The sequence below is a fragment of the Luteibacter sp. P1_D3 genome (assembly GCF_056406135.1).
This window is the reverse complement of record NZ_JBFUAT010000024.1, coordinates 25570-40901: the sequence shown is the minus strand read 5'-3', so window position 1 is coordinate 40901 and position 15332 is coordinate 25570. Positions and strand designations below refer to the sequence as shown.

At 64.7% G+C, this 15332-nt stretch carries 12 protein-coding genes; 10 read left to right on the top strand and 2 right to left on the bottom strand.

Annotated elements, in window-relative coordinates:
• Nucleotides 1-72 precede the first annotated feature (72 nt).
• The 4 genes from AC1DYM_RS15655 (at nucleotide 73) to AC1DYM_RS15640 (ending at nucleotide 3932) form a co-directional block, all read left to right on the top strand.
• Nucleotides 73-579, top strand: a complete 507-nt coding sequence (locus AC1DYM_RS15655) for a peptidylprolyl isomerase (RefSeq protein WP_477339849.1) — start codon at nucleotides 73-75, stop codon at nucleotides 577-579.
• A 103-nt stretch (nucleotides 580-682) separates the two neighbouring features.
• Nucleotides 683-1882 carry a pyridoxal phosphate-dependent aminotransferase gene (locus AC1DYM_RS15650; protein WP_477339847.1) on the top strand — a complete coding sequence of 400 codons (1200 nt, stop codon included), beginning with the start codon at nucleotides 683-685 and terminating at the stop codon, nucleotides 1880-1882.
• A 37-nt stretch (nucleotides 1883-1919) separates the two neighbouring features.
• Nucleotides 1920-2903 (top strand): malate dehydrogenase, encoded by a 984-nt coding sequence (locus AC1DYM_RS15645; RefSeq protein WP_046966726.1) that lies wholly within the window; start codon nucleotides 1920-1922, stop codon nucleotides 2901-2903.
• Between the two features lie 84 nt (nucleotides 2904-2987).
• A complete protein-coding gene (locus AC1DYM_RS15640; RefSeq protein ID WP_477339844.1) occupies nucleotides 2988-3932 on the top strand; it encodes a cation diffusion facilitator family transporter in 945 nt (314 codons plus the stop codon).
• A 35-nt stretch (nucleotides 3933-3967) separates the two neighbouring features.
• On the opposite strand, the gene gnd is transcribed toward AC1DYM_RS15640, so the two are convergent.
• Nucleotides 3968-4972: a phosphogluconate dehydrogenase (NAD(+)-dependent, decarboxylating) gene (gnd, locus tag AC1DYM_RS15635; RefSeq protein WP_477339842.1), complete on the bottom strand. Its 1005-nt coding sequence runs from the start codon at nucleotides 4970-4972 to the stop codon at nucleotides 3968-3970.
• Between the two features lie 224 nt (nucleotides 4973-5196).
• Between gnd and AC1DYM_RS15630 the strand changes: the two genes are divergently transcribed.
• The 4 genes from AC1DYM_RS15630 to AC1DYM_RS15615 all read left to right on the top strand — a co-directional run bounded on the left by AC1DYM_RS15630 (nucleotide 5197) and on the right by AC1DYM_RS15615 (nucleotide 11617).
• Complete coding sequence (locus AC1DYM_RS15630) at nucleotides 5197-7158, top strand: M1 family metallopeptidase (protein ID WP_477339840.1); 1962 nt, start codon at nucleotides 5197-5199, stop codon at nucleotides 7156-7158.
• Nucleotides 7158-7802, top strand: coding sequence for a Pr6Pr family membrane protein (locus tag AC1DYM_RS15625; RefSeq protein WP_477339838.1), 645 nt, complete (start codon nucleotides 7158-7160; stop codon nucleotides 7800-7802). The genes AC1DYM_RS15630 and AC1DYM_RS15625 overlap by 1 nt, the downstream gene beginning before the upstream one ends.
• Nucleotides 7803-7882: 80 nt before the next feature.
• Nucleotides 7883-9730, top strand: a complete 1848-nt coding sequence (locus AC1DYM_RS15620) for a catalase (protein WP_477339836.1) — start codon at nucleotides 7883-7885, stop codon at nucleotides 9728-9730.
• Between the two features lie 54 nt (nucleotides 9731-9784).
• On the top strand, nucleotides 9785-11617 hold the full coding sequence (locus AC1DYM_RS15615; protein WP_477339834.1) for an ABC transporter ATP-binding protein: 1833 nt from the start codon (nucleotides 9785-9787) through the stop codon (nucleotides 11615-11617).
• An 8-nt stretch (nucleotides 11618-11625) separates the two neighbouring features.
• Here AC1DYM_RS15615 and AC1DYM_RS15610 read toward each other — a convergent pair whose 3' ends face one another.
• Nucleotides 11626-12504 (bottom strand): LysR substrate-binding domain-containing protein, encoded by an 879-nt coding sequence (locus AC1DYM_RS15610; protein ID WP_477339832.1) that lies wholly within the window; start codon nucleotides 12502-12504, stop codon nucleotides 11626-11628.
• 99 nt (nucleotides 12505-12603) lie between these two features.
• Here AC1DYM_RS15610 and AC1DYM_RS15605 point away from each other — a divergent pair, with 99 nt between their 5' ends.
• A complete protein-coding gene (locus AC1DYM_RS15605) occupies nucleotides 12604-13506 on the top strand; it encodes a DMT family transporter (RefSeq protein ID WP_125903082.1) in 903 nt (300 codons plus the stop codon).
• Between the two features lie 67 nt (nucleotides 13507-13573).
• On the top strand, nucleotides 13574-15208 hold the full coding sequence (locus AC1DYM_RS15600; RefSeq protein ID WP_477339830.1) for a serine hydrolase: 1635 nt from the start codon (nucleotides 13574-13576) through the stop codon (nucleotides 15206-15208).
• The last annotated feature ends 124 nt before the right edge of the window (nucleotides 15209-15332 follow it).

The following is a 15332-nucleotide window of genomic DNA, read 5'->3' as shown; positions in this document are numbered from 1 at the left end:
TGGCCTTGCAGCCCCCCGGAGCCGGTCGCACGAGGCGACTGGACCGATTTTCAACGAGTTACAGGAATTGCGATGACCATCAACGTCACCATGAAGACCAACAAGGGCGATATCCACCTGCGCCTGCACGACGAGAAGACCCCGATGACGGTGGCCAACTTCGTGAACCTGGCCAAGCGCGGCTACTACGACGGCCTGTCGTTCCACCGTGTGATCGCCGACTTCATGATCCAGGGCGGCTGCCCCGAGGGTTCGGGCCGCGGCGGTCCGGGCTACAAGTTCGGCGACGAGTTCGACGCCAGCCTCAAGCACGAGAAGCCGGGTGTCCTGTCCATGGCCAACGCCGGCCCGGGCACCAATGGCTCGCAGTTCTTCATCACCCACGGCGCCACCCCGTGGCTGGACGGAAAGCACAGCGTCTTCGGCGAAGTCGTGGGCCAGGAAGACATGGCCGTGGTCAACAAGATCGAAGGCGAGGACACCATCGAGAAAGTGACCGTCGAGGGTGACGTGGACGCGCTGCTCGAAAAGCAGGCGGATAACGTCGCCAAGTGGAATGCGGTGCTGGACGCGCGCTGAGCGGCCGGTTTTCCTGCGTTTGAAACGCCGCCTCCGGGCGGCGTTTCTGTTTCTGACCCGTGTTAAAATAGCGGCCTTTGCCCCGTCCCCCTCCGAGGAAACGATGCCGCAGCTCGCCACGCGAATGGGTCGCGCGAAACCCAGTGCGATCATGGTCATTGCCGAAAAGGCCAAGCGACTCAAGGCCGAGGGGCGCGACATCGTCAGCTTCTCGATCGGTGTCCCCAACTTCCTCCCCGGCGAGCATGTCTACGCCGCGGCCCGCGAGGCCCTGGCGAAGGACTCCGGCCAGTACGGCAGCAACCGCGGCTCCGACGCCCTGGTCGACGCCTTCCTCGGTCATATCGAAGCCCTCGGGCTGACCGGCTACAAGCGCGAGAACGTCTCCACCGGCGTCGGCGCCAAGCAGATCCTCTACAACCTGGCCGAGGCCCTGCTGGACGAGGGTGACGAAATCGCGTTCCCGGCGCCGTACTGGACCAGCTACCTCGATATCGCCGAGATCGTCGGCGCGAAGATCAACATCCTGCCGTGCCCGCCGGAGCAGCACTACAAGCTCACGCCGGCCCAGCTGGACGAAGCGCTCGCCCGCAAGCCGCGAGTCTTCCTGTTCAACAACCCGTCCAATCCGACCGGCATGGTCTATACACGCGATGAAATCGTCGCGCTGGCCGACGTCATCGCGAAGTATCCGGACACCTGGATCATCACCGACGACATCTACAACACCATGGTGTTCGATGGTGTGGGTTACCACAACTTCGTGCACGTCCGTCCGGAATTGAAGGACCGCGTGATCTTCGTCGATTCCCTGTCGAAGACCTACGGCATGCCCGGCTGGCGCGTCGGCTTCATCGCCGCGCCGGAATCCGTGGCCAAGGCCGTGACCACGCTCAACTCCAACCACATCACCAGCCTGCCGGAAGTGATCACCGCCGCCGCGGTGGCTGCGCTGTCGGGGCCGCAGGACGTGCCGGTCGCGAAGTGCGCCGAGTTCGCCGTGAAGCGCGATCGCGTCTACAACGCGCTGGTGTCGATCCCGGGCGTGGTCTGCCCGCGTCCGCAGGGCGCGTTCTACGCGTTCCCGGATATCTCGGTGGCCTTCGGCAAGAAGCACAACGGCGTGGCGATCACGTCGGACGTGGACTTCTGCGCCGCGCTGCTCGAGACCAAGGGCGTTGCCTGCGTGCCGGGCTCGGCCTTCGGCGAGCCGCGCGCCTTGCGCATTTCCTATTCCTGCCCGGACGAGGCACTCGACAAGGGCATGGCCCGCATCGTCGAGTTCTTCGCCGAGCTCACCTGATCATCAGTCCCAAGCGATATTCCTGAGGAGTCGAAAGATGAAAGCACCCGTTCGCGTTGCCGTGACCGGCGCAGCCGGCCAGATCGGTTATGCCCTCCTGTTCCGTATCGCCGCCGGCGACATGCTGGGCCCCGACCAGCCGGTCATCCTGCACCTGCTCGAAATCACCCCGGCGCTGCCGACCCTGCAGGGTGTGGTAATGGAGCTCAACGACTGCGCGTTCCCGACGCTCGCTGGCATCGTCGCCACCGATGACGTCAACGTCGCCTTCAAGGACGTCGACTACGCGCTGCTCGTCGGTGCGCGTCCGCGCGGCCCGGGCATGGAGCGCAAGGATCTGCTCGAAGCCAACGGTGCCATCTTCGGTCCGCAGGGCAAGGCCCTGAACGACCACGCCAAGCGCGACGTGCGCGTGCTCGTCGTCGGTAACCCGGCGAACACCAACGCCCTGATCGCCCAGCAGAACGCACCGGACCTCGATCCGAAGTGCTTCACGGCCATGGTCCGCCTGGACCACAACCGCGCGCTGTCGCAGCTGGCCGAGAAGACCGGTACGCACTCGACCGACATCAAGAAGCTCACGATCTGGGGCAACCACAGCTCCACGCAGTACCCGGACCTCCACCAGACCACGGTGAAGGGCAAGGCGGCGCTCGAGCAGGTCGACCAGGCCTGGTACGAGAGCGACTTCATCCCGACCGTGCAGCAGCGCGGCGCGGCCATCATCAAGGCCCGTGGCGCCTCGTCGGCGGCGTCGGCTGCCTCGGCCGCCATCGACCACATGCGTGACTGGACGCTCGGCACGGCCGAGGGTGACTGGGTCTCCATGGGTATCCCGTCGGACGGCTCGTACGGCGTCGAGAAGGGCGTGATCTTCGGCTACCCGGTGACCGTGAAGAACGGCAAGTACGCCATCGTCCAGGGTCTGGAGATCAACGCGTTCTCGCAGGCTCGCATCGATGCGACCGAGAAGGAACTGCGCGAAGAGCGTGCCGGCGTGGAGCATCTGTTCGCGAAGTAAGTTCGCGACAGGTTCCTGCAAATAAAAAGGCCGCGCTGCAAAGCGCGGCCTTTTTATTTGCTCCCACATGGTTTACTAGGGGCTATGGCCCATAGCTCCCGACTCGTCGTCTTCGTCGCCCTTGCCTCGAACGTCGCTATTGCCGTGGCGAAATTCGTTGCCGCGGCTCTCACCGGCAGCTCGGCTATGCTCTCCGAGGGCGTGCACTCGCTGGTGGACAGCGTCAACGAAGTGCTTCTGCTTTACGGGCTGAAGCGCTCGCAACGGCCGCCCAACCGTGAGCATCCGCTGGGCTTCGGCCGCGAGCTGTACTTCTGGAGCTTCATCGTCGCGCTGTTGGTCCTGTCGTTAGGTGCGGGTTTTTCGTTGTACGAAGGCGTCAACCACATCCTGACCCCGGAGCCGCTGAAGGATCCGACGGCAAACTACATCGTGCTCGCGGTGAGCGCGTTGTTCGAGGGCAGCTCCTGGTGGCTGTCGCTGAAGAGCGTGCAGCGGAAGAAGGGCAAGTACGGGTATTTCGAAGCGTTCCGCCGGACCAAGGACCCGACGACGTTTTCCGTGTTGTTCGAGGACACGGCCGCCTTGCTCGGCCTCGGCATCGCGGCGATCGGCGTGTACCTGTCCCACGCGCTGAACGATCCGCGTCTCGATGGCTGGGCATCCGTCGGCATCGCCGTGGTGCTTGCTGCCGCCGCGAGCCTGCTGGCGCGCGAAAGCAAGGCCTTGCTCATTGGCGAGCCAGCACAGCCCAGATTGCTGGCGCAGGTATGCAATATCGCTGGCGAGGTGCCGGGGATCGAGGCGGTCAACGGAGTGCTGACGGTGCAGGTCGGGCCCGATCACGTCCTGGTCGCGCTGTCCGCGGCGTTCGACGACGCCCTGACCACCGTGGAAATCGAAGAGTGCGTGCGCGAGATCGAGGCGCGGACGAAGGCGGCGAACCTGCCCATCGTGGCCTTGTTTATCAAGCCGCAGACGCCGGAGGGGTGGCGGGAGAGATTGCGGCAGCTCGACGGTAAGGCCTGAATAGAAAAGCCCCGCGTGTGCGGGGCTTTGAGCGTTTACGAGTGCTCGCTTTCCTTCGGCGGCTTGCCGCGGCCTTCGATGTGACCACCGAAGCCCATGCGCATGGCCGAGAGGAGGCGCTCGGCGTAGGTGTGGTCCTGGCGCGAACGGAAACGGGCGAACAGCGCGGAGGTGAGCACCTCGGCCGGGACCGCTTCTTCGATCGCGGCGTTGACCGTCCAGCGGCCTTCACCGGAGTCGTCGACGTAGCCGGAGTAGTTGTCGAGCTCCGGGCCCTTGGCCAGCGCGCTGGCGGTCAGGTCGAGCAGCCAGGAGGACACCACGCTGCCGCGACGCCAGACTTCGGCGATGTCGGCCATGTCCAGGCTGTAACGCTCGCGCTCCGGGATCTGCTTGCCGTCACGGTTCTTCAGGATGTCGAAGCCTTCCGCGAAGGCCTGCATCATGCCGTACTCGATACCGTTGTGGATCATCTTGACGAAGTGGCCAGCGCCTGCCGGACCGGCATGCATGTAGCCGTTCTCGACGCGCGGATCGCGGCCGTCGCGGCTTTCCGTGCGCGGGATGTCACCGGCGCCGGGCGCGAGGGTCTTGAAGATGGGGTCGAGGTAATCGACCGTGGCCTTGTCGCCACCGATCATCATGCAGTAGCCGCGATCCAGGCCCCACACGCCGCCGGAGGTGCCGACGTCCACGTAATGCTGGCCCTTGGCGGCGAGCTCTTCGGCGCGGCGGGCGTCGTCCTTGTAGAAGGTGTTGCCACCGTCGATGACGATGTCGTCCTTGCCGAGCAGGCCGCTGAGCGTGGTGATGGTGTTCTCGGTGATTTCACCGGAGGGGAGCATCACCCAGATGATCTTCGGCGAGGGCAGGGCCTTGACCATGGCCTCGAGGGACTCGACGGCTTCACCACCGTCCTTGGCCAGCGCGGCACGCGCGTCGGCGTTGTTGTCGTAAACCACGGTCTGGTGACCGTCCCTCATAAGGCGGCGGGCGATGTTGCCGCCCATGCGGCCCAGTCCGATCAAACCGATTTTCATGCGTGGGGTCCTCGATGAGTTCAACGTGGGGAATATGCGGATACCAGGGCGCGATGCAAGGTATACCTAGGGATGAGGCGCGCGAACAGGCGCCCGAAGGAGGATTCAACGCCCATGGTAAACCGCATGTGCACCCCGCGTCTTGTGTTGGCCTGACTTTCGGCACGGTAGAGGCGGCCTTCGTTTGCCGGTTACGCTGAGGGGTCGTCCCCAAGGTGCTACCGATGAAAAACGTTGCCCGCCTGTCGATCGCCAGCCTTGCCCTCGCGGGGTCGCTGGGCGCCTCGGCCGCGACTTTCGACCCGCGCGAGACCTTCGCGCCCTTCACCTACCCCCAGCAGGCCACGGCGTATCGCTCGGGCAGCGGCATGCCGGGCCCGCTGTTCTGGCAGAACCGCGCCGACTACGAGCTCGCGGCCACGCTGGATCCAGTGAAGAACACCATGGTGGGCAAGGCGACCATCCACTACACCAACAACAGCCCGGACGCGCTCGACGTGCTCTGGCTGCAGATGGACCAGAACCGTTACACGCCCGATGCGCGGGGCAACTTCACCTCGGGTCGCACGCCGAAGCAGCATACCGACGGCTACCGCGTCGCCACGGTGACCCTCGAGCAGGGTGGCAAGACGGTCAAGGCCAGCTATGTCGTCGCCGACACGCGTATGCAGGTGCGCCTGCCCGAACCCGTCGCGGCGCGCGGCGGCAAGGTTACGCTGACGATCGAATATTCTTACGACTTGCCCGGCGACTTCGGCGGACGCACCGGCTTCGCGCCCTCGAAGAACGGCAACATCTACGAGATGGCGCAGTGGTATCCACGCATGTGCGTCTACGACGACCTGCGCGGGTGGGATACCGCTCCCTTCCTCAACAGCGAGTTCTATCTCGAATACGGCGACTTCGATTACGCGATCACCGTACCGGCGAACATGATCGTCGCCGGCTCGGGTGAACTGGTAAACCCGGACGACGTGCTCACCGCGACGCAGCGCGAGCGCCTGGCCAAGGCCCGCGAGAGCGACGCCACGGTCATGATCCGCACGCCCGCCGAAGTGACCGATCCCGCCAGCCGGCCCAGCAAGACGGGGACGCTGACCTGGAAGTTCCGCATGAAGAACAGCCGCGACGTCGCCTTCGGGGCGTCCACGGCCTATGTGTGGGATGCCGCGCGGATCAATTTGCCCGAGGGCAAGAAGGCGCTGGCGATGTCCGTCTACCCGGTGGAGAGCGTGGGCAACGACTCCTGGGGCCGCTCGACGGAATACCTGAAGGCGTCGGTCGAGCATTTCTCGACCAAGTGGTATCCGTACCCCTATCCGGTCGCGGTCAATGAGGCCGGCTCCGCGGCCAGTGGCATGGAGTACCCGGGCATCGTCTTCGATCCGATGAAGGCACCGGCGAAACCCCTGCACATGGTCACCGCGCACGAGATCGGCCACACCTGGTTCCCGATGATCGTCGGCACCGACGAGCGTCGTAACGCGTGGATGGACGAAGGTTTCAACACCTTCATCGACGTGTATGAGGCCGATGCCTTCCACCACGGTGAATTCGCTCCCAAGCGCGACAGCGAGTACTCGCCCAAGGGCGGTAACCCGGTCGACGAGATCCTGCCGTTGCTCGCGGATCCCGATGCGCCGAACCTGCTGATCGGCGCGGACATGGTCAAGGAGAAATACCGCCATCCCGCGACGTATTTCAAGGCAGCCCTCGGCCTGGTGTTGTTGCGTGAGCAGATCATCGGTCCCGAGCGCTTCGATCCCGCGTTCCGCAAATACATCGCCACCTGGGCTTACCATCATCCCTCGCCGTCCGACTTCTTCCGCCTGATGGAAAGCGAGGCGGGTGAGGATCTCTCGTGGTTCTGGCGCGGTTGGTATGCCAACAACTGGCAGCTGGACATGGCCGTCACGAAGGTCGACGGGTCCGTCGTGACCATCGAGAATCGCGACCAGCTGGTGATGCCGGCGACGCTACGCGTGACCTTCGACGACAAGAGCACGAGCGATATCCGCGTGCCGGTGGAAACCTGGCAGCAGCACAAGAGCTTCGATCTGACCGTGCCCGGTGGGCGCAAGATCGTCGCCGCCACCATCGACCCGGACCATGTCATTCCGGACCGGGACCGCTCGAACAACAGCTGGCCCGTGGTGGCCGCACCTGTCGCGAAGAAGTGCGGCTGATGCCTCTCTCGCCACGCACCGCTGCGATATCGAATGTCTACGCGATCGTCGTCGCGGCGGTCGCGTGGTCGGGATTGATGTTGCAGTACTGGTTGATCCTGTGGTCCGGGCCGATCGCTTACGCCACGGTTCGCTATTTCAGTTTCTTCACCATCTTGTCCAATCTGCTCGTCGCGGTGGTAGCGACGTCGGTGGTGACCGGTGGCAACTGGGCGCCGCTGCGCTTCTGGCGGCAACCGCGCGTGCGCGGTCTCGCGGCGCTATGCATCGCGGTGACCTGCCTGATCTACACGACGATCCTCGCCGGCCACTGGCATCCTCAAGGCCCGCAGCTGATTGCCGATCGTGTCGTCCATTACCTCGTGCCGTTCCTGTACCTGTTCTGGTGGGTGGCGCTCCTGCCGCACGGCGCACTGGCCTGGCGTGACGCGCTTCGCTGGTTGCTGTTCCCGCTGGTGTTTCTGCTCTGGACCCTGTTGCGTGGCGCTGTCGTGCACGAGTACCCGTATCCGTTCGTGGATGCAGGGCAGCTAGGCTACGCCGTCGTCGCGCTCAATGCGTTGATGGTTGGCGCGGTGTTCGTCGTGCTCGGCCTGGGCCTTGTCGCCATCGATCGGGCGATGGCCCGCTACGGCCGCATCTAGCGTTCTTCTTGCATTGTATTGACCCTCGATTCACGAGGGCGCTGCCATAACCGACCTGCTGCCAATGCATGGGGTCAGTCATGAGCAAAGCGCCGTTCGACGCATTAGCGTTGCACGAAAAGTTCGACCGGCTCGACCACGCACGTCTACCCGAGCGCGTCGTCAACGCACGCGGTGCCGGCGCCCACGGCTATTTTGAAGCCTACGAATCGATGGCGTCGCTGACGCGAGCCGACTTTCTTCGCGAACAGGGCCGGCGTACGCCTGTCTTCGTCCGTTTCTCCACGGTCTCCGGATTTCGCGGGTCCAGTGACCTTGCGCGCGACGTGCGCGGCTTTGCCGTGAGGTTCTATACGGAAGAGGGAAACTACGATCTCGTCGGCAACAACATGCCCGTCTTCTTCATCCAGGACGCGATGACTTTTCCCGACCTGATCCAAGCCGCCAAGCCCGACGTGAACAACGAGATGCCCCAGGCCGCCACGGCGCAGGATGCGTATTGGGAATTCATCTCGCGCATGCCCGAGTCGATGCACATGATCATGTGGGCGATGTCGGATCGCGCGATTCCGCGCAGCTATCGCATGATGGAAGGCTTTGGCGTCCACACCTTCCAGCTGATCAACGCCGCGGGCGAACGTCGTTTCGTCAAGTTTCACTGGAAGCCCGTACTCGGCCTGCATGCCGTGACCTGGGACGAGGCGATAAAGATCTCCGGCAATGACCCGGACTTCCATCGTCGTGATCTTTTCGATGCGATCGAAGCAGGGGACTTCCCCGAGTGGGAGTTCGGCGTGCAGGTGGTGGATGAGACGGACCGGCACGCCTTCGACTTCGACCTGCTCGATCCCACCAAGCTGATTCCCGAAGAAGTGGTTCCCGTTCGCCGCATCGGCAGGCTGGTGCTGGACAGGAACCCGCAGAACTATTTTGCCGAGACCGAACAGGTGGCTTTCCACCCGGGACGCGTCGTGCCGGGGATCGACCTGTCCGATGACCCCCTCCTGCAAGGCCGCGTCGAGGCGTACGCGCGGGCCCAGACGCTGCGCCTGGGAAGAGACGATGGACATCGGCTGCCGATCAACCGCGACAAGAGCTCACCATCCGAACGTCGACGCCATCGCAGCAACGGCCACGATGCGCGTAGCGAGACCTTTCTCGACCACTTCACCCAGGCGCGGATGTTCCTGCATAGCCAGTCCGAACCCGAGTACAACCATATCTGCCATGCGCTCGAGTTCGAGCTGGGGAAGGTGGCTGCGCCCGCGGTGCGGGAGCGCATGTTGTACATGCTCGCCCAGGTGGACGAGGATATGGCGGCCAGCGTCGGCAAGGGGCTGGGGTTGCCGGTGCCGCGCAAAGGCACCGTGCCGCTCCATCGACGGATGCCTGCTCGCGATGTACCCGTCTCGCCGGCACTGAGCATGGCCAGCGACCGCAAGCGCGGCATCGCTACACGTAAGGTCGCGGTGCTTCTCGCCGACGGCTATGACCGCACCGATCTTGCCATCGTGCGTGAGGCCCTGGTAGCCGGTGGGGCGTGGGTGAAAATCGTCGCGCCACAACTTGGCGCGATCCTCTCGCACCACGATACGGTGGAAGCCGATTTCAGCTTCCGGACAGGCGATTCCGTCCTCTTCGATGCGATTTACATCCCTGGTGGCCGAAAAAGTGTGGATGCCCTCAAGCGGCATGGGGAAGTCGACGACTTCATTCGGGACGGCTGGCGTCACTGCAAAGCCATCGCGGCCAGCGGTGCCGGCGTGGAGCTTCTCGCGACCCTGCCGGGCGGGGAGGGTGTTGCGGGCAAATGGCGGACGGTGCATGGCGTGGTGACGACCACGGGCAAGGCCAGCGAGGCCATGGCCGCAGCCTTCGTGCAGGCGATCGCCGGTGGCCGCCACTGGATCCGCGAAACCCTGGCGTGAGCACCGTCGGGTCCCGCCCATGCCGGTGACGTCCAACAGGGCTAGAATGACGGCATGATATTTCGCTGGTTCGAATCCCTTATCGACATCTTTCGCGAAGCGCCGGACAAGGCGCCGCCGAAGAGTGTCGTTCGCTTCTACATCTACTACCTGCGCCAGGTATGGAAGGTGTTTGCCGCTGCGCTGGTCGTCGGCCTGGCGGTGGCCCTGATCGAAGTCGCCCTGTTCGACTTCCTCGGTCGTGCTGTCGATATGGCTCAGAAGACCCCGGCCGCCGTGTTCTTCCAGACCCACGGCACGACGCTGCTCTGGATGGCTTTCGTCATCGTGGTGCTGCGCCCCCTGTCGATCGGCCTGCACGACCTGCTGGTGAACCAGACGCTCAACCCCGGCATGACCAACATGGTGCGTTGGCAGCACCATCGCTACGTCCTGAAGCAGAGCCTGTCGTTCTTCCAGAACGACTTCGCCGGCCGCATTGCCAATCGCATCATGCAGACGGCGCCGTCCCTGCGTGAGTCCGCCGTGCAGGTAGTCGACGCGCTCTGGTATGTCTCGGTTTACGCCGGCACCTCGATCTACCTTTTCGCCAAGGCGGATCTGCTGCTGGCCTTGCCGCTGGTGCTGTGGATCGCGGGTTATATCGGCATGCTGTTCTTCTTCGTGCCACGCGTGAAGGAGCGTTCCTGGAAAGCTTCGGAAGCGCGGTCCAAGCTCATGGGCCGCATCGTCGACGGCTACAGCAATGTCATGACCCTGAAGCTCTTCGCGCACACCAACCGCGAGGAAGCCTATGCGCGTGAGGCCATGCTCGAGCAGACCGACAAGGTGCGCTCGTCCAATCGCATGATCACCTCGATGGACGTCTCGATCACCTCGCTCAACGGCCTGCTGATCGCAGGTACGAGCGGGCTGGCCTTGTGGTTGTGGTCGCGTGGCACCGTATCGACCGGGCAGGTCGCACTCGCCGTGGGCCTGGTCATCCGGGTCAGCAACATGTCCGGCTGGATCATGTGGGTCGTGAACGGCATTTTCGACAACGTGGGCACCGTGCAGGATGGCATCACGACGCTGGCGCAGGAGCGTACCGTGGTCGATCGCGACGACGCGAAGCCGCTCGTGGTGACCCGGGGCGAAGTGCGTTTCGACGATATCCACTTCCATTACGGGAAGGCCGGTGGCGTCATCGGCGGCCTCGACCTCATCGTCCGGGCCGGCGAAAAGATCGGCCTGGTCGGTCCTTCCGGTGCGGGTAAATCCACGCTGATGAACGTGATGCTGCGCCTGTACGACCTTGAAGAGGGGCATATCCTCATCGACGGTCAGGACATCGCGAAGGTCACCCAGGAGTCGCTGCGTTCGAACATCGGCGTGGTCACCCAGGACACGTCGCTGCTGCACCGTTCGATTCGCGACAACCTGCTGTACGGGCGTCCCGATGCGACCGATGCGGAGATGTTCGAAGCCGTGCGCAAGGCGCGTGCCGAAGAATTCGTGCCCTTGCTGTCCGACGGCGAGGGCCGTACCGGTTACGACGCTCACGCCGGCGAGCGCGGGGTCAAGCTGTCCGGTGGCCAGCGCCAGCGCATCGCGATCGCGCGGGTCTTGCTGAAGGACGCTCCGATCCTGGTGCTCGACGAGGCGACCTCGGCGCTGGACTCGGAAGCCGAAGCGGCCATCCAGGAAAGCCTCGAAACGCTTATGCAGGGCAAGACGGTGATCGCCATCGCGCATCGCCTTTCCACCATCGCGCGGATGGATCGCCTCGTGGTCATGGAGCACGGTGCCATCGTCGAGACCGGCACGCACGCGGAGCTGATCGCCCGCGGCGGCCTGTATGCGCGTCTGTGGGCACACCAGACCGGTGGCTTCGTCGGCGTCGCTTGAGGCGTTGCCTAAACGCGAGGCTCCAGCGTCTCACGCTCAGCCCAGGCGATGAACGCCAGGGCTGCCGCCGTCGGCGGTCGATGGGCGGAATGCACCAGGTAATAGGCGTAGCGTGTCGGCAGCTCCGGTCCCGGCAAGCGCACGAGCCGGCCATCGGCAAGGTGGGCCGATGCCAGCCGCGTGCGCGCCAGCACGGCGCCCAGGCCTGACGCCGCGGCGTTGAGGCCATCGGCCGAATCGCTGAGCGTATGCATGGTGCCGCTACGCGGGTAGCGCACGCCGGCCGCCTTGAACCACTCGCGCCACCCCTCCGGTGCGATGTCGGTGAGCAGGGGCAGGGTGGCGACATCCTCGGGTGAAGCGATGTGCGCTGCCAGTTCCGGCGAAGCCAGCGGTTGCAGCGAATCGTCCATCAGGAAGCGCGCGGTGAGGCCGGGCCACTGGCCCAGGCCGTAGCGGATGCCGAGATCGGGCCCGCCTTCGTCGAAGCGCACGAGCGAGCGGTCGGTATCGATGGACAGGCGTACGGTGGGGTGCGCCTCGACGAAGCGCCGCAACCGCGGGGTCAGCCAGTTCGCCGCCAGCGAGGGCAAGACGCTCAGGCGCAGGCCGTTATCGCGTCGGTGCTGGCGCAGGCTGTCGAGCACGGCTTCGACCTCCGCGAGTGCCGAGCCGGCCGCGTCGGCGAGCAGGCGTCCTTCCGGGGTCAACGCCACGCCACGGGCATGCCGCTGGAACAGGCTCACACCCAGGGCGGTCTCCAGCTTGCGCACGTGATGGCTCACCGCACTGGCAGTGAGGTGTAACTCCTCGGCCGCATGAGCGAAATTCTGGTGTCGGGCGGCAGAAGCGAAGGCGGCGAGGGCAGGGAGGAGGGCAGATCGCATGGGGAGTGCTGAATCAAATGAGAGGCTGGCTTGCAAAGAATGCGCTTGTCCGGCGCGCCATTCCAGCGAAAATGAAGGTCAGCCACAAGCGAGGTTCATATGTCGACCGCCATCAACCCTCCCGCGGATTCCCTGGGCCCGGTCGCCGAACGCGATTGGCGCACGCCGGTCGAGCTGGTGTCCCTGGGTGCCATCTGGGGCGGCTCGTTCCTTTTCATGCGCGTCGCCGCGAAGGACTTCGGCCCGTTTCCCATGGTCGCCACGCGCCTGCTGTTCGGCTCGGTGATCCTGTTGCCGTTGCTGTGGCGGGCGCGCAAGGCGATTCGCCTTTCGCATCTTTGGAAGATGCTGGTGCTGGGTGCCTTGAGTGCGGCGCTGCCGTTCACCCTGTTCGCGTGGGGTGCCGAGCGCGCCCCGGCGGGCATCGGCGCCATCGCCAACAGCATGACGGTGCTGTTCGCGGCACTCGTGGCCTTCATCGGTTTCGGCGAGAAGATCGGCACGCGCAAGGCCATCGCCCTCGTCGCCGGTTTCGTCGGCGTGGTGATCCTCGCCAGCGGGCGTACCGCTGGTGAAAACGTCGCCCCGGCCGCACTCGCCGGTGCGGCCGCATCGTTCTGCTATGGCCTCGCCGCCAACCTGATCAAACGCTACCTCTCCGATCTGCCGCCGACGGCGGTGGCGGCCGGATGCCTGCTCGGCGCCACGATCCTCATGGCGCCGCTGGCTGCGCTGACGTGGCCGGATGCGCCGATCCCAACGAAATCGTGGATCGCCGTCGTCGCCCTCGGCGTCCTCTCGACGGGCCTGGCGTACGCCTTCTACTTCCGGTTGATCCAGCGCATCGGCGCACCGCGTGCGGCGACGTCGACCTACCTCGTGCCGCTGTTCGGTGTGGCCTGGGCCTGGATGTTCCTCGGCGAGGCGCTCACCCCGACGATGGCACTGGCCGGCGCGATCATCCTGGGCAGCGTGCTCTTCAGCCAGAAGAGCAAGGCCTGAAAGGGTCTTTCGCGGATCGTCGCGGCATGGAATAGTCCCGGCACGTTCTTTCCTGCCGGGACTCCCCATGCCGCGTCTTCGTTATCTCCTCGCCTTCGGCGTCACCAGCTTCGCCTTCGCACTCGCTGCGCAAGCTCAGGACGCGACATCCGTGTCCGTTCCCCCCGGCACGGTGGCACGGCCGATGGACCTGGCCGACTTCGACGCGTATGTCGACGCCACGCGCAAGCAGTTCGACGTGCCCGGCATCGCCGTGGCCATCGTCAAGGACGGCAAGATCGTGCTCGAGATGGGTTCCGGCGTGCGCAAGCTCGGCGATCCGGCTAAGGTGGACGCGCACACGCAGTTCGCCATCGCGTCGAACACCAAGGCGTTCACCGCCGCCTCGTTGTCGATCCTCGCCGACGAGAAAAAGCTCGACATGAACGATCGCGTGATCGATCGGCTGCCCTGGTTCCAGATGTCCGATCCCTATGTCACGCGCGAGATGCGCGTTCGCGATCTGCTCGCGCATCGCAGCGGTCTCAGCCTCGGCGCGGGCGACCTGCTGTACTGGCCCGCGACCACCTATACGACGCAGGAAGTGGTGCAGCGTCTTCGCTATGTGCCGCTGACCAACAGCTTCCGCGCCGAGTACAACTACGACAACATCCTGTTCGCCGTGGCCGGCCTGGTGATCGAGCAGGTCTCGGGCAAGCCCTGGGCCGACTTCATCACCCAGCGTATTTTCACCCCGCTGGGCATGACCGAATCGCAGACGCACGCACCCGAGCACATCGGCGCGGGTGACGACATCGCCGTGGGCCACGCCAAGTTCAACTTCAAGGAGCTCAAGCCGGTCGAGCCGATGTCGTGGAACAACAACCAGGCGGCTGGCGGCATCTACTCCAGCGTGCACGACCTCTCCAAGTGGATGACGATGCAGCTCGACGGCGGCGTCTACAAGGACAGCGCCGGCAAGGAGCAGCGTCTCTTCAGCGAGGCGCGCCAGAAGGAGATGTGGTCCCTGCTGACGCCGATCCGCATCGCCGATCCCAGCGTGCCCGAGCTCAAGGCGGCCAAGCCGAATTTCTCCGGCTACGGCGAAGGTTGGTTCGTCTCCGACTATCGCGGTCACAAGCTGGTCTGGCATACCGGCGGCTGGCCGGGCATGGTCTCGCGCGTGACCCTCGTGCCCGACCTGAAACTCGGCATCGTGGTGCTGACCAACCAGGAGTCCGGTGCCGCCTTCCAGGCCGTGACGATGCGCGCCCTCGATGCGTACACGGATGCGCCAAAGACGGACTGGATCGCGGCTTACGCTGCCGGTGTGCGCAAGTCCGAAGGCAATGCCGACGACAGCATGAAGAAGCACGAAGCTGCCCGCGCGAAGGGTTCAAAGCCGTCACTGCCGCTGGATGGCTACGTGGGCACGTATCGCGACCCCTGGTACGGCGACGTCAAGGTAAGCAAGCAGGGTGGCAAGCTGGTGATGAGCTTCACCAAAACGGCCCAGCTCACCGGCACCCTCGATCCCTGGCAGCACGACACCTTCATCGCCCACTGGACCGATCGCTCGCTCAACGGCGACGCCTTCGTGAACTTCGATCTCGATCCGGATGGCAAGGTGCGCGAAGTGCGCATGGAGCCGGTGTCGCCGCTGACGGACTTCAGCTTCGATTTTCAGGATTTGAGGTTGGCGCCGGTTGAGGCTGGCAAGTAAGGCATCGCTCGTCTGGACGAAAAGCATCGCCGATGAATCGGCTCCTACCAAGCAGGTTGCGCCAGCTCGGTAGGAGCCGATTCATCGGCGAACGGGTGCTAGCCGCGGCGTCAGCTACGCAGCC

What these genes read in the sequence shown, in the direction of transcription:
- AC1DYM_RS15630 (WP_477339840.1), top strand. Translation starts at nt 5,197, where the DNA reads ATGAAAAACGTTGCCCGCCTGTCGATCGCCAGCCTTGCCCTCGCGGGG.
- AC1DYM_RS15645 (WP_046966726.1), top strand. Translation starts at nt 1,920, where the DNA reads ATGAAAGCACCCGTTCGCGTTGCCGTGACCGGCGCAGCCGGCCAGATC.
- gnd (WP_477339842.1), bottom strand. Translation starts at nt 4,972, where the DNA reads ATGAAAATCGGTTTGATCGGACTGGGCCGCATGGGCGGCAACATCGCC.
- AC1DYM_RS15600 (WP_477339830.1), top strand. Translation starts at nt 13,574, where the DNA reads ATGCCGCGTCTTCGTTATCTCCTCGCCTTCGGCGTCACCAGCTTCGCC.
- AC1DYM_RS15650 (WP_477339847.1), top strand. Translation starts at nt 683, where the DNA reads ATGCCGCAGCTCGCCACGCGAATGGGTCGCGCGAAACCCAGTGCGATC.
- AC1DYM_RS15640 (WP_477339844.1), top strand. Translation starts at nt 2,988, where the DNA reads ATGGCCCATAGCTCCCGACTCGTCGTCTTCGTCGCCCTTGCCTCGAAC.
- AC1DYM_RS15610 (WP_477339832.1), bottom strand. Translation starts at nt 12,504, where the DNA reads ATGCGATCTGCCCTCCTCCCTGCCCTCGCCGCCTTCGCTTCTGCCGCC.
- AC1DYM_RS15625 (WP_477339838.1), top strand. Translation starts at nt 7,158, where the DNA reads ATGCCTCTCTCGCCACGCACCGCTGCGATATCGAATGTCTACGCGATC.
- AC1DYM_RS15615 (WP_477339834.1), top strand. Translation starts at nt 9,785, where the DNA reads ATGATATTTCGCTGGTTCGAATCCCTTATCGACATCTTTCGCGAAGCG.
- AC1DYM_RS15605 (WP_125903082.1), top strand. Translation starts at nt 12,604, where the DNA reads ATGTCGACCGCCATCAACCCTCCCGCGGATTCCCTGGGCCCGGTCGCC.
- AC1DYM_RS15620 (WP_477339836.1), top strand. Translation starts at nt 7,883, where the DNA reads ATGAGCAAAGCGCCGTTCGACGCATTAGCGTTGCACGAAAAGTTCGAC.
- AC1DYM_RS15655 (WP_477339849.1), top strand. Translation starts at nt 73, where the DNA reads ATGACCATCAACGTCACCATGAAGACCAACAAGGGCGATATCCACCTG.